General features: G+C 53.4%; 9 protein-coding genes and 1 pseudogene. 9 read left to right on the top strand and 1 reads right to left on the bottom strand.

Features of this window, described 5'->3' with window-relative positions:
* Positions 1 to 8: 8 nt before the first annotated feature.
* Complete coding sequence (locus tag JFT81_RS09130; protein ID WP_201227036.1) at positions 9 to 686, bottom strand: type 1 glutamine amidotransferase domain-containing protein; 678 nt, start codon at positions 684 to 686, stop codon at positions 9 to 11.
* Between the two features lie 406 nt (positions 687 to 1,092).
* Here JFT81_RS09130 and JFT81_RS09135 point away from each other — a divergent pair, with 406 nt between their 5' ends.
* The 9 genes and pseudogenes from JFT81_RS09135 (at position 1,093) to JFT81_RS09180 (ending at position 12,857) form a co-directional block, all read left to right on the top strand.
* Positions 1,093 to 1,608: an Hcp family type VI secretion system effector gene (locus tag JFT81_RS09135; RefSeq protein WP_201227037.1), complete on the top strand. Its 516-nt coding sequence runs from the start codon at positions 1,093 to 1,095 to the stop codon at positions 1,606 to 1,608.
* 132 nt (positions 1,609 to 1,740) lie between these two features.
* Positions 1,741 to 3,792 (top strand): type VI secretion system tip protein TssI/VgrG, encoded by a 2,052-nt coding sequence (gene tssI, locus JFT81_RS09140; RefSeq protein WP_201227038.1) that lies wholly within the window; start codon positions 1,741 to 1,743, stop codon positions 3,790 to 3,792.
* Positions 3,789 to 4,667, top strand: a complete 879-nt coding sequence (locus tag JFT81_RS09145) for a DUF4123 domain-containing protein (RefSeq protein ID WP_201227039.1) — start codon at positions 3,789 to 3,791, stop codon at positions 4,665 to 4,667. Before tssI ends, JFT81_RS09145 begins: the two co-directional genes overlap by 4 nt.
* On the top strand, positions 4,667 to 8,146 hold the full coding sequence (locus JFT81_RS09150; RefSeq protein ID WP_201227040.1) for a T6SS effector BTH_I2691 family protein: 3,480 nt from the start codon (positions 4,667 to 4,669) through the stop codon (positions 8,144 to 8,146). The genes JFT81_RS09145 and JFT81_RS09150 overlap by 1 nt, the downstream gene beginning before the upstream one ends.
* Positions 8,143 to 8,895 (top strand): hypothetical protein, encoded by a 753-nt coding sequence (locus tag JFT81_RS09155; RefSeq protein WP_207199846.1) that lies wholly within the window; start codon positions 8,143 to 8,145, stop codon positions 8,893 to 8,895. The genes JFT81_RS09150 and JFT81_RS09155 overlap by 4 nt, the downstream gene beginning before the upstream one ends.
* Before the next feature lie 158 nt (positions 8,896 to 9,053).
* Complete coding sequence (locus tag JFT81_RS09160) at positions 9,054 to 10,001, top strand: hypothetical protein (RefSeq protein WP_201227041.1); 948 nt, start codon at positions 9,054 to 9,056, stop codon at positions 9,999 to 10,001.
* 36 nt (positions 10,002 to 10,037) lie between these two features.
* Positions 10,038 to 10,951 (top strand): annotated as a pseudogene (locus JFT81_RS09165) (DUF6708 domain-containing protein).
* Positions 10,952 to 10,988: 37 nt separating this feature from the next.
* On the top strand, positions 10,989 to 11,918 hold the full coding sequence (locus tag JFT81_RS09170) for a DUF6708 domain-containing protein (protein WP_201227042.1): 930 nt from the start codon (positions 10,989 to 10,991) through the stop codon (positions 11,916 to 11,918).
* A gap of 36 nt (positions 11,919 to 11,954) precedes the next feature.
* Positions 11,955 to 12,857 (top strand): hypothetical protein, encoded by a 903-nt coding sequence (locus JFT81_RS09180; protein ID WP_242485588.1) that lies wholly within the window; start codon positions 11,955 to 11,957, stop codon positions 12,855 to 12,857.
* Positions 12,858 to 12,867 lie beyond the last annotated feature (10 nt).

Here is a 12,867-nt window from a genome sequence, read left to right on the forward strand (position 1 = left end):
TGGTTTAATCAGCGCAATCTTGCGAGCAATGCAAATGCCGTCTCTTCCGACGAAGCCGGATTCTGCCCCGTCAGCAACAACCCATCCTCACGGGTATAGCTCGACCAGTCCGCGCCTTTCGAGAAAATCCCGCCCTTGGCCTTAAGCTCATCCTCGACCAGAAACGGCACCACATTCGTCAACTGCACCGCCTCTTCTTCACTGTTGGTAAACCCGGTCACTTGCTTGCCTTTGACCAGCGGCTGACCATCCACACCCTTCGCATGGCGCAGCACACCCGGTGCATGACACACCGCCGCCACCGGTTTGCCGGCCTGGTAAAACGCCTCGATCAGCGCGATCGAATAGCGATCCTCCGCCAAATCCCACAGCGGCCCGTGGCCACCCGGATAGAACACGGCATCGAAATCCGCCGCCTTCACCGTCTCGAGTTTGACAGTGGAAGCCAGCGCCGACTGGGCGGCGGAGTCCTTGCGAAAGCGTTCGGTCGCGGCAGTCTGCGCGTCCGGCTCATCACTTTTCGGATCCAGCGGCGGCTGACCGCCCTTGGGCGAGGCCAGCGTCAGTTGTGCGCCGGCATCCTTGAACACGTAGTACGGGGCGGCGAACTCCTCCAGCCAGAAGCCGGTTTTCTTGCCGGTGTCGCCCAATTGATCATGGGAGGTCAGAACCATCAGAACTTTCATGTCGGTCTCACTCGGTTTGCGGGATTTCAGAGGCTGTTTTACAGGTGTGAGTGATTGACCTTGAGGCACGGCAAATCGTTTCAATGCGCCGAATGATGGCACACAGCCATTGTGCGCAAGAAGTTGCGCACTTATTTTCGATTTTGCCCTACCAATGCCTCTACAGGCCACGTAGGACGTGGCCTGTAGACGAGTGCGCAAGAAGTTGCGCAGTACTGCGCAACTTCTTGCGCACTTTTGCCCTGATTCGCCTGGCAAAAATCCTCAAACCCACAGGCCAGAGCGGTTTAACCACCGGCTGCCGGGCACTTCACAAAAGCTGGCACGCTCCTTGATTACAGTCAGGCACCCACCGGGCGATTTCGCCTCCCGGGCACCTTAAATTTATCCGCAAGGAGAGCACCCCATGGCAACACCAGCGTACATGTCGGTTACCGGCGAAAAACAAGGCCTGATCACTGCAGGCGCCTTCACCGCCGACTCCGTTGGCAACACCTACCAGGAAGGCCACGAAGACCAGGTCATGGTTCAGGCTTTCAGCCATGACGTGATCATCCCGCGTGACCCACAATCCGGTCAGCCAACCGGTCAGCGCGTTCACAAGCCAGTTGTGATCACCAAGGTCTACGACAAGGCTTCGCCTCTGCTGCAAGCTGCTCTGACTTCGGGCGAGCGCATGAGCGAAATCGTTATCCAGTGGTACCGCACTTCGGCTCAAGGCACCCAAGAGCACTACTACACCACCAAACTGGAAGACGCGATCATCGTCGCCATCAACAACAAAATGCACAACTGCCAGGACCCGTCGAACTCGCACTTCACCCACCTGGAAGAAGTGCAGTTCACCTACCGTAAAATCACCTGGACCCACGAAGTATCCGGTACTTCGGGTTCCGATGACTGGCGTGCTCCAGTCGCTTAATCGCGGCTGATCGTTACAAACATCGGCCAGCTCTGCTGGTCGATGTTGTTTACGCCCCTCCAGAATTTAGCGTACGTTGGCCCGCTTTCGCGGCCGTCGACGCGCGCCGCTGTACAGCACGAGGAACAACGGATGTTCGCGCCGGCCAATGAAACCCACTTTGCCCTGACCATCGAAGGTCTCCCCGCCGACTTTCAGGTGTTTACCCTGCAAGGCCGGGAAGCCATCAGCCAGCCCTTCGTTTTCGAGGTGGAACTGGTCAGTGAAAAACCGTCGCTGGACCTCGAAACCCTCCTGCACAAACCGGCCTTCCTGCAACTGTCGCCCGACGGCAGCGGCATCCACGGCCAGATCTACCGCGCCGCGCAGGGCGACTCGGGCAAACGCCTGACGCGTTATTCGCTGACCCTGCGCCCGCAACTGGCGTACCTCGCGCACCGCATCAACCAGCGCATCTTCCAAAACCTCAGCGTGCCGAAAATCATCGGCCAGGTGCTGGAAGAACACGGCATCCAAAGCAATGCCTACGCCTTCCAGACCGGCTCGGTCTACCCCGAGCGCATTTATTGCGTGCAATACGACGAGTCGGACCTGCATTTCATCCAGCGCCTGTGCGAGGAAGAAGGTATCCATTACCACTTCCAGCACAGCGCCACGGCGCACAAACTGATCTTCGGCGATGACCAGACGGTGTTCCCGAAACTCCAACCCGTGGCCTATCAGCAAGACTCCGGCATGGTCGCCAGCGACCCGGTGATCAAGCGCTTCGACCTGCGCCTGGAAACCCGTACCAGCCGCACCACGCGCCGCGATTACGATTTCGAAAAACCGCGAATCACCCTCGAAAGCGACAACCGTGGCGACGCCCTGCCCGACCTCGAGGATTACGACTACCCCGGCCGCTTCGTCGACCGCGCGCGCGGCAAACACCTGGCCAAACGCGCCCTCGAACGCCACCGCAGCGACTTCCAGTTGGCCGAAGGCAAAAGCGATCAACCGTTGCTGGTCAGCGGCCATTTCCTCGCGCTCACCGCGCACCCGAAAGCCAAGTGGAACGACCTCTGGCTGCTCACCGAAGTCCACCACGGAGGCAAACAGCCGCAAGTGCTCGAAGAATCGGTGACCAGCGACACCACCGCACTCAAAGACGATTTCCACCAGGGCTACCGCAACCGCTTCCAGGCCACGCCGTGGGACGTCCCCAACCGCCCGCCCCTGCACCACGCCAAATCGCGCATCCTCGGCAGCCAAAGCGCCGTGGTGACCGGTCCCAAAGGTGAAGAGATCCACTGCGACGAATACGGTCGCGTCAAAGTCCAGTTCCACTGGGACCGCGAAGGCCAGGCCGACGACAAAACCAGCTGCTGGCTACGCGTGTCTTCAGCCTGGGCCGGCGCCCAGTACGGCGGGATCGCCATCCCGCGTATTGGCATGGAAGTGCTGGTCACCTTCCTTGAAGGCGACCCCGACCAGCCACTGATCAGCGGCTGCCTGTACCACAAGGAAAACACCGTCCCCTATGCGCTGCCGGCGAACAAGACGCGCACGACGTTCAAGACCCTGAGCTCGATGGGTGGTGGCGGTTACAACGAACTGCGTATCGAGGACAAGAAAGGTCAGGAGCAGATCTATCTGCATGCCCAGCGCGATTGGGATGAAAACATCGAGCACGACCAGAAGATTCGGGTCGGCAATGAGCGGCACGATACGGTTGAGAAGAACAGCTACACGGAATTCAAGGCCGAAGAACATCACACGGTTTATGAAGACCGTAAAGTTGAGGCGCAGGCCAGTGACCACCTAACGGTTGGGGTGAATCAGCACGTCAAGATTGGTACTGGGCAGTTCATGGATGCGGGGCAGGAAATTCACCTGAGCAGCGGCATGAAAGTGGTGATGGAGGCTGGCGCAGAGCTGACCCTGATCGGCGGTGGCAGCTTCATCAAGATCGACGCCGCTGGCGTTACCATGAGCGGGCCGGTGATCAACATCAACTCGGGCGGTGGCCCGGGCAGTGGCACTGGGGCAGCGCCGTTGTTGCCGGGACCGTTGAAACAGGCGGATGCGGATAAGGCTGGGCAGTTGTTGGTGCCGGCGCAGCGGCAGGCGTTGATGCGTCGCACGCCACGCTGTGAAATTTGCGAAAAAGCTGCCGCGCAAGCAGCGAAGGACGCCGCCAAATGAGTTACCCGTCGAACGCCAACTTTTTGCTGATCGACGGAGTCCTGCGTCCTGATGCGATCCCAAGTCTGTATCAACTTGGCGAACCGTTAGAGATCGAACCGTTGTACTTGGGAACGCGGTGGGCAGAGTTGAAGGATTTGGGGCCGATACTGGTCAAGTCTTTGGGTTCCACTAATCTACTGACGCAGACGTACCAAAATGCTGACCAGCAGATTGACGCCAGTCTGCTCTCCAGCCGAGCGCCCATCAGCATCGTCGCCGATCACTTGAGACGGTTCATCGCTCCCTCCGATGTACTGGGGGGCAATGGCATGCTGCGCTTCGCCGACCCGCTGGTCACTCGGCATTGGCTCGGCAGTTATCAGGGCGAACATCTGGATGCGATACTTGGTCCGATTGAAACGTGGTCGATGCCTGAAGAGCTGCATTCCTGGGAGTCAGCCGCCGCCGCTCAATGGGTAAATTTTCAGCGTAACTCCCCGACACCGCAGTGGAAGGATAACTACGCCCTGTTGGGTCAGGCACAATTGGACGCTCTTGCTCAGGCTGCACGCTGGCAATTTATCGAGCGACTGCACGATAATTTTGAGCAATACCATCCTCGGCCTCTATCAACCCTGGACAAAAGCATTCGTACCGAGTGGTTTTCTCGACGGTTGGACGAAGCGCAAGCCTGGGGGTTGTCGAGCGAACGTAGTCTCGCTATCTGGGTTGAATACAGCCTGCGTTGGGGCGCAGGATTCAGCGAAAGCCCCAAAGGGCCTTATCAGGATTGGTTGGCCCGTACCCCCGAGGCCCCCAGACTCGCACCGGAAATACGTATCCAGCAGATGGATAACGATTGCCTGGACATCGAAATAAACAAGGAAGTGTGATGACTCAGCCCGCGACCGAAGCTCAACTGAAACAGGCCAACCGAAACCAGGCATTTACCAATGCACAAATGGGCTCGGGGCAGTGCTCATTGATGGCCGGTGAAGTCGCCATATTTCCTGTGCGTTATGCGGTGGACGAATCACCGAAAAAAGGCACAAATCAGGGTCCTAACCCTCTTCCCAAGGACTGGACAGGCAAGCCGACTGAACTGAGAACCCGCAGTTACACCCTGCGCCAACTGCGCGACGGCTGGCTATATGTTTGGGACAGCGTCGCCAAGACTTTCCATGAATACGAAGTCAAAGGTCACCAGTTCACGCGCCACAAATGGGCTGATGGTCAACTGAATAAGGATGTGCGCAACAACCCCGGCGAAACGCACCCATACCTGCTCTATCCCCGTCGCAATCAGCTGCGTATCGCTTACTCGCCCGTCCAGTGGACCTGGCGTATGTGCGAACTGATGCGCAGCAGTGCGACTCAGCAGACCCAATGGATGCGTAAGGTCAACCTGGATAGCTTTTGCAGCAGTGGCAAAGCAGGCCATGGCGGCCCGATCACAGAACTGGGTAAAAGTGTCGCGGACATCCTCGCTGCAGGCGAAAGCGCCCCCACTTTCTTAAGCACCCTGCTGCCCACTCAAACGCCTGAGAAAGGTGGCGAATTCAAGCCCGCATTCGAAGAGGCATTGGTACGCGGCAAAGTGCCTGAACAGGACACTGCCCTTTTTATTGCACTGGATGACCCGCTGGGAATAGTTGATGACTTGACCATGAACCTTGCTGGCAGGCTCATGGAACAGGGGCAGTTTGAAAAGCTGAATCAATACAAACTGCAAAGCGCGATAGCTGTGCAAAACCTGTGTGGCTTCGACACCAACGCATTTACGCCCGACTCGATCAAAGATCCGATCAAGCGCCAATACTACGCCGATGATCTTTACAGCCTTCTGGGCACTAATGATGAAATGGAGCGCGGCAAGGACATTGTGACTGGCGATCAAGCCGCGATGGTGGAGATGGGCTCAGCCCCTTCGACGGCAAAGGCCCAAGCCAAATTTAAAGCTAAATGGGGACACCTACCCGATCAGAAAAAATGGCAATCAGCCCTTGAAGAATGGAACGCCAAGCGCTATTGGCGCGAAGACGTGCGCTTTAACGAGGTACAGAAGTACCTGAGCAAAACCACTACCGAAGCACAACGGCTTCAAGAGCATTGCAAACGCAGCGAGCAGGACCTGCTCAAGTGGCTGGACATGCTCAGCCCCAGTGCTGAAGCGGTCTTTCATGACACCGCCGATGAAGCGCAAGCCTGCCTACTTCTCGAAACCGCCCACGCGCTCTACACCGTGCTGGCCAATGGAGAAAAAGGCCAGGAATGGTTGTGCAAACAGGCCAAGGAACCGAGCAAGCTGTTCGGCATGGCATTGTTCAACTTCAACCCGGAACTCGCCACCCTGATCAAGCAGGTGACGCACAACTTCACTACTACCGGTAATCTGGACGAACAAGGCCGCGAAAGTGACGGCAGCGCCGCGACTTTAACGCCGACCTCATCCAGCGACGCCACGAACATCGCCACCCGAGTTGCAGAAATCAAAGCGGTGCTGGACCTCGATGTCGTCAAAAACAGCAAGCTTTACAAAGCAATGAGCAGCGCTGCCAAGCAATCCTTGACTACGTTGATCAAAGTCGCCAACAACCAGGCCAAAGATGCATGGCATGGATTGAGCACCCTGCTGTTACCAGCGATGAAACAAGAAATCGCACTGACACTCGCTGTGCCGCAAGTGCTGATTTCCACTGAAATTTCCAGCGCAACTCAACTCTCCTACAATCCGACCTACCAGCGTGAATATCAAGCCTGGCAGATGAAGCTGACAACCCTGAACAACAAAATTACGGGTGCCAAAGGCGTATTGGGCCGCCCGGGTGCTGCTTACGATCAGCGTTCGGCGCGGATTTCCCTGCAAGTTTTTGAAGAAGAACTGAAAGCCCTCTTCTTGACGCGCCCCAACCAAATCGTAGCGAAAGCATCCGGCAGTACTCGACTGAGCGCAGGTCTACCAAAAATAAATGGTTGGTTGCGCGACTTAGGGCAGTCAGAGGTAGTGGCGCAGCTCAAAATTGCGGGAACACATGAGTATTTGGTGCGTACCAAAAGCTGGATGGGGCAAAACCTGGGCAATGCTTTGCCTGCGTTGCTGGTTGGTTTGAATGTGTGGAACGTTTTCAACACAGCTAAGCAGGCGCAAAACGATGGTCAATTTTCTGCTGATGAAGCGCGCTTAGTGGGGTCAAGCGCAGCCTACGCGGCCAATGCAATTGCTGCCTTATGGGTTGGGCCAGCCTGGAGCCGTGCGGGAGGAATGACGGCTGAACTAGGCCAAAAAACTCGGAGTGTGGCTCAAGCTTCCTATAAAAATTGGCTATCAGCAGCTAAAAAAGCCACGGCTGTCGGAGATAGTGCCAAAGCAGCGATGGCAAGCGAGTTCGCAGCGGCTTCAAAAGGTCTGATATTTCGTACCATGACATGGGCTGTTTTTGGAGTCATTGCGACGGGGCTTGAGGCTTGGCAGATTTCCAAAGACGTCAACGGTGCCACGAGTGGCGAAGAAGAAGCGCTACTGTGGGCGAAGTTTGGTGTGACTTTCGGAATGTCGTTAGTTGCAACGGGCCAATTGGCTGGTATGGCGCTCGGCCCTTTGTTCAGCTTTGCGTGGGTAATGTCCGGTCCTGTAACAATCATTTTGGCAATTCTCGGAATCGCTTATTTGATGATCACAATGGCCGCTAATCGCTACAAGCGCGATGGATTGCGTCTATGGCTATACCGTTGTAATTGGGGTCTCGGCGCGGAACCCGAGTGGTTAGGCGACGAGGGCTATCAAAAACAGACGCAGGCACTACTAGAAACCTTACAGCGCCCCAGCGTTTTGGGTAGAGCGTTGTATTACGGGGGCGGCAGCACACCTCGAAAATGGCTGGGCTTCTGGGTCCAGATTCAATTGCCTTCTACATTACAGAGACAAGAAGTGACCCTGCAACCGGCTATGGTCGAAATCAACTATCTTTCGCCGAACGAACTCCAGTTCACGAAAGAACGCTTTTACGAACAATTTCTCAACGGAAATTGGGTCGACCCAAAACAGCTCGGTAAATTACCCGATGGTCCAATCATCGGATCCAACCCGGCTGACTTCAAATACTCCGACACCGCCCCCCATCGACTGTGGCAAGTGTGGATCAACTCGTCGACAGAAAGCCCCGTTCTTGAGGTAGAGGTCAAATACCCACCAGGAGTGCTTCAACGCAAAGATAAACGCGGTTATATGTTTCGACTAGCGCTCGAAAGGACTCCAAGTGAAGCCGACCGAGCCAACAACGCCTTCAGCGGCGAGCTAAAGGAAGACATTGTGTTAAATAAAAAAAGCACCATGTTTTTGAAATTGGCTGTGCCTAACGGAATAGTAAAATGATTCATACAATATTCAATTTCAACAAAGCACCTGATTTACCGCCGCAACTCCAATGGAAGTACTCTGCAGAACCAGAGCTTTTGGAATGGGCCATTCGCGCACGAAACTACAACACATTCGTGGCTAATTGCATGCTTGCTTTTATGGCTGCAATCACGCTCGGCGGTTCTTTCATTATGTATTCTGTCTATGAAGGAATGAGCCAGCCATGGCGAACCTTATCGTGTGTATTTTTCTTTTTTTTCATATTATTTACGATTTCGTGCATGACCCACCAGCGGGTAAGTTTTGCTTATCGCTTTACCAAGTCTGGAATTGAGTATTGCGAGTGGAAATCCCCCGCCAAATGGACATTAACTTTCGTTAAGTGGTTCGCCGGTGTAACTGCGATTATTTTCATTTTTCTGGCAACGATTGATCCAGTTTTTTTGATAGGCGCGATGGTAGGCCCTGGAGGCATGGGATTGATGTATCTATCGATGGCAAACTCTAAAAACTATCAAAACTTGCACACCGAGTATCACCACCATTTCTTACAATGGAAAGAACTAAAAAAACTAATAATATCAACAAACAGAAACATGGTAGAACTTGAGTATGGCGTACCACAAAAAAACTCCAAGCACCTAGCATTAGGAAGCCTCTATGTTTTTTTTGACTCACAAAGAGAAGAAGCGACTGATATTATTAAATCCAACTTACCACTCGAGGCCACCTGCACAACGGAGAAAGTCGATGTCTTAAATTAGAGCACAAATGGTGAAAACCGTTGCCACCCGAGCAATAGGCCAATTGTTCCCCTGAACTGGAAGAAGCTATCGCCAAGCGGGAAGCCGAATTAGCCGCCCAGACGGATCAAGCATTAGCTTGATGATGAGTAGCAGGACTTACAACCCAAGGGCAGCACATGAGTACGCCACCGGCAGGCACCACAAAAAAACGGTTGTTTTCGCGCAACGATTATTTGGCGCCGCTGCCCATCCCTACCGGCGAAAAACCCTCAGATGTACTCAACACTATCTGGCGCAAGAACGATACGTTTCTCGATATTGGTAACTACAGCGTAGGATCAACGGTAATGGTCATGTGGCCAACACTAATGCTGTTTTTATCTCTGGCCTTTGGTTTCAGAAATATTTCACCAGATCTCAGTATTTTTATTCTTATTGGTGGTGGGATCATTATCGGAATTCCATCCATGATTCTGGTGCAGGGTTTGTTACGCCCAGTACCGTTACCGATACGATTCAACCGCCAGCGCCGTGAGGTATGCGTCCCGCGAGAGGGCGGCGAATATTGGATAGTTCCGTGGGAGAGCGTAACCGCAGCGGCAACGCAGCACTCCTCGGTAAGCCAGGCAGGTAAAGCCACCATGGGCCTTTTAATCATTGGATTTGAGAACCCAGATCCACAGGCAAAAGATCACAACAAACACTTTTCACTGGGTTTTAACTGTGGCGGCGGCACCACCGCCATGGCGCTTTGGGAATGCATGCGTAGTTACATGGAAATCGGTCCGAATGCTGTTGAGGACCAGACGGCTCGTTTCGACAGATCCAAAGGAATATGGGCTACCTATTTCGACGATCTGAAGAAAGCCGCTAAGTTGAGAGGATGGCTTGTAACCGCTTTGTGGGAAGGCTTTTGCGGAATTTTCATTTTTAATACGCTGCTGATTGACGTACTTGAACGCTGGAAATTGAATCCGCCGCCCGACCTGACCTATCCCGAAATCATTGAATGGTCGAAACCGCTGCCGCCCGAGCAGTGGGCCAAGCGTTCCTCAGAACTGGAAGAAGCTATCGCGAAGCGTGAAGCCGAACTAGCCGCTCAGACAGATCAAGCATTAGCTTAATGATGAGTAGCAGGACTTAAAACACAAGGGCAGCACATGAGTACGCCACCGGCAGGCACCACAAAAAAACGATTGTTTTCGCGCAACGACTATTTAGCGCCGCTACCCATTCCAACCGGTGAAAAACCCTGTGATGTGCTTAACACCATCTGGCGAAAAAACGAGGTTTTTCTCGACATCGGAAACCACAGCATCGGTTCAGCCGTGATGGTGATCTGGCCGGTGGTGATACTTTTTTTAGCATTAGCTTATTTTTTTGACGATCCGGACGCCTTAATCTTGGGGGCCTGCATTACAGGCATCCCGATTCTGTTTTTGATTCAAGGGCTTTTTCGCGCAGTGCCTTTACCTATTCGCTTTAACCGTCAACGCCGCGAGGTATGTGTTCCGCGAGAGGGGGGCGAATATTGGATAGTCCCGTGGGAGAACGTAACCGCAGCGGCGACGCAGCACTCCTCGGTAAGCCAAGCAGGTAGGCAACCATGGGCTTGTTAATCATTGGTTTTGAGAACCCTGACACGCAGGCAACAGAAGACAACAAACATTTTTCACTGAGCTTCAACTGTGGCGGCGGTACGACGGCCATGGCGTTGTGGGAGTGCACCCGCAGCTACATGGAAATAGGGCCGGACCCTGTGCCTGATAGCGGAGTGGGTGTTGCTCCGTACGAAGAAACACAGATCGGTTCAATCATCACCGACTTGCGCAAGGGAGACATGCTGAATGTCTTATGGGGAATATTCTGCATCACGATTCTAGGAACCTATGTAGCAGAGAAATTGCAGGACATGACGCTTTCCCACCCGCCCGAACTCACCTACCCCAACATCGTGGAATGGTCAAAACCACTGCCACCCGAACAATGGGCCAAGCGTTCCTCAGAACTGGAAGAAGCTATCGCCAAGCGTGAAGCCGAATTAGCCGCCCAAACAGCTCAAGCATTAGCTTGATGATGAGTAGCGGGACTTATAAACCCGAGGGCAGCACATGAGTGCATCACCGGCAGGCACTACAAAAAAACGCATATTTTCGCGAAATGATTACTTAGCACCACTACCAATTCCTACCGGGAGAAAACCCTCTGACGTACTCAATATCATTTGGCGAAAAAATGACGTATTTCTTGATATAGGTAGTTACAGCATTGGTTCAGCAGTGATGGTGATCTGGCCGATGATTCTGTTGTTTGCATTTTTGGGTTACATACTTCCCGATCCTCTCATATGGGGCGGAGGGTTAATAATTGTGGGGATCCCTATCTTATTAGTGATTCAAGGACTGTTCCTTGACGTGCCCTTGCCTATTCGCTTCAACCGCCAGCGCCGTGAGGTATATGTCCCGCGGGAGGGCGGCGAATATTGGATAGTTCCGTGGGAGAGCGTAACCGCAGCGGCAACGCAGCACTCCTCGGTTAGCCAAGCAGGTAAAGCCACGATGGGCCTTTTAATCATTGGATTTGAGAACCCTGATCCACAGGCAAAAGATGACAACAAACACTTCTCACTGGGTTTTAACTGTGGCGGCGGCACCACCGCCATGGCGCTTTGGGAATGCATGCGTAGTTACATGGAAATCGGTCCGAATGCTGTTGAGGACCAGACGGCTCGTTTCGACAGATCCAAAGGAATATGGGCTACCTATTTCGACGATCTGAAGAAAGCCGCTGAGTTGAGAGGATGGTTTGTAACCGCTTTGTGGGAAGGCTTTTGCGGCATTTTCATTTTTAATACGCTGCTGATTGACGTACTTGAACGCTGGAAATTGAATCCGCCGCCCAACCTGACCTATCCCGAAATCATTGAATGGTCCAAACCACTGCCACCGGAACAATGGGCCAAGCGCTCCCCAGAACTGGAAGAAGCTATCACCAAGCGTGAAGCCGAACTAGCCGCCCAGACAGATCAAGCATTAGCTTGATGATGAGTAGCAGGACTTACAACCCAAGGGCAGCATATGAGTACGCCACCGGCAGGCACTACAAAAAAACGATTGTTTTCGCGCAACGACTATTTGGCGCCGCTACCCATTCCAACCGGTGAAAAACCCTGTGATGTGCTTAACACCATCTGGCGAAAAAACGAGATTTTTTTCGACATCGGAAACTACAGCATCGGTTCGGCGGTGATGGTGCTATGGCCGATAGTCGTGGTACTAGCGCTGATGGCGTACATCACCCCCAAGCCGGCAATGATCTTGATTGTAGGAGCAATCATAGTAATTGCATTTATGGGACTAGTCGGGTGGGACTGGATAGCTGACCGTTACTTTAACTTGCTTAGATCTGCGGGAAATGAATTCAACAGAAAAACCGGAATGCTCACCATCTCTCGTCGATTCCGCTCAGCCTTCACAGCACCATTCTATGAGTTCGATGCGACCATGGAATTTCGGCCTGGCCCGTACGGTAGCAGTGGCACGGCTATCTGGTTACATCATCGTTACTACGACTTTGAGATATTCCTCGGCGGGAAAATTCAATCGCTGGGAATGAGTCGTGAAGAATGCATGGCTTTCTGGGATACCTTACAGCGCTACATGGACGTAAGTCAGCCACTACCGGAATTACCATTCCTGGAACAACTCCGTGATCTAGACCCTGCCACTTCGGCCCATGACAAACTCTCCAACCGTAATCCAAACCGCTGGCGTGAGACAAAATCCAGAGTCTGGGATCGCACCATACTGCCCGGCATGATGCAAAAAAACCTGGATTACCCTTGGCAGAATCAAGGCTGCGTTCTAATGGCTAAAATCGACCCGACATTGACCATTGAAAATTATTATCACGCTCAAGAGGCTAAAGGCATTCACTCAACGCCCAAGGCAACTGATTACGATGATATCCATCGTGGTTGAACATGATCGC

Source organism: Pseudomonas sp. TH43 (assembly GCF_016650635.1).
Taxonomy (GTDB): Bacteria; Pseudomonadota; Gammaproteobacteria; order Pseudomonadales; family Pseudomonadaceae; genus Aquipseudomonas.

Coding starts and splice junctions, on each gene's coding strand:
- JFT81_RS09130 (WP_201227036.1), bottom strand. CDS start 686: ATGAAAGTTCTGATGGTTCTGACCTCCCATGATCAATTGGGCGACACC.
- JFT81_RS09135 (WP_201227037.1), top strand. CDS start 1,093: ATGGCAACACCAGCGTACATGTCGGTTACCGGCGAAAAACAAGGCCTG.
- tssI (WP_201227038.1), top strand. CDS start 1,741: ATGTTCGCGCCGGCCAATGAAACCCACTTTGCCCTGACCATCGAAGGT.
- JFT81_RS09145 (WP_201227039.1), top strand. CDS start 3,789: ATGAGTTACCCGTCGAACGCCAACTTTTTGCTGATCGACGGAGTCCTG.
- JFT81_RS09150 (WP_201227040.1), top strand. CDS start 4,667: ATGACTCAGCCCGCGACCGAAGCTCAACTGAAACAGGCCAACCGAAAC.
- JFT81_RS09155 (WP_207199846.1), top strand. CDS start 8,143: ATGATTCATACAATATTCAATTTCAACAAAGCACCTGATTTACCGCCG.
- JFT81_RS09160 (WP_201227041.1), top strand. CDS start 9,054: ATGAGTACGCCACCGGCAGGCACCACAAAAAAACGGTTGTTTTCGCGC.
- JFT81_RS09170 (WP_201227042.1), top strand. CDS start 10,989: ATGAGTGCATCACCGGCAGGCACTACAAAAAAACGCATATTTTCGCGA.
- JFT81_RS09180 (WP_242485588.1), top strand. CDS start 11,955: ATGAGTACGCCACCGGCAGGCACTACAAAAAAACGATTGTTTTCGCGC.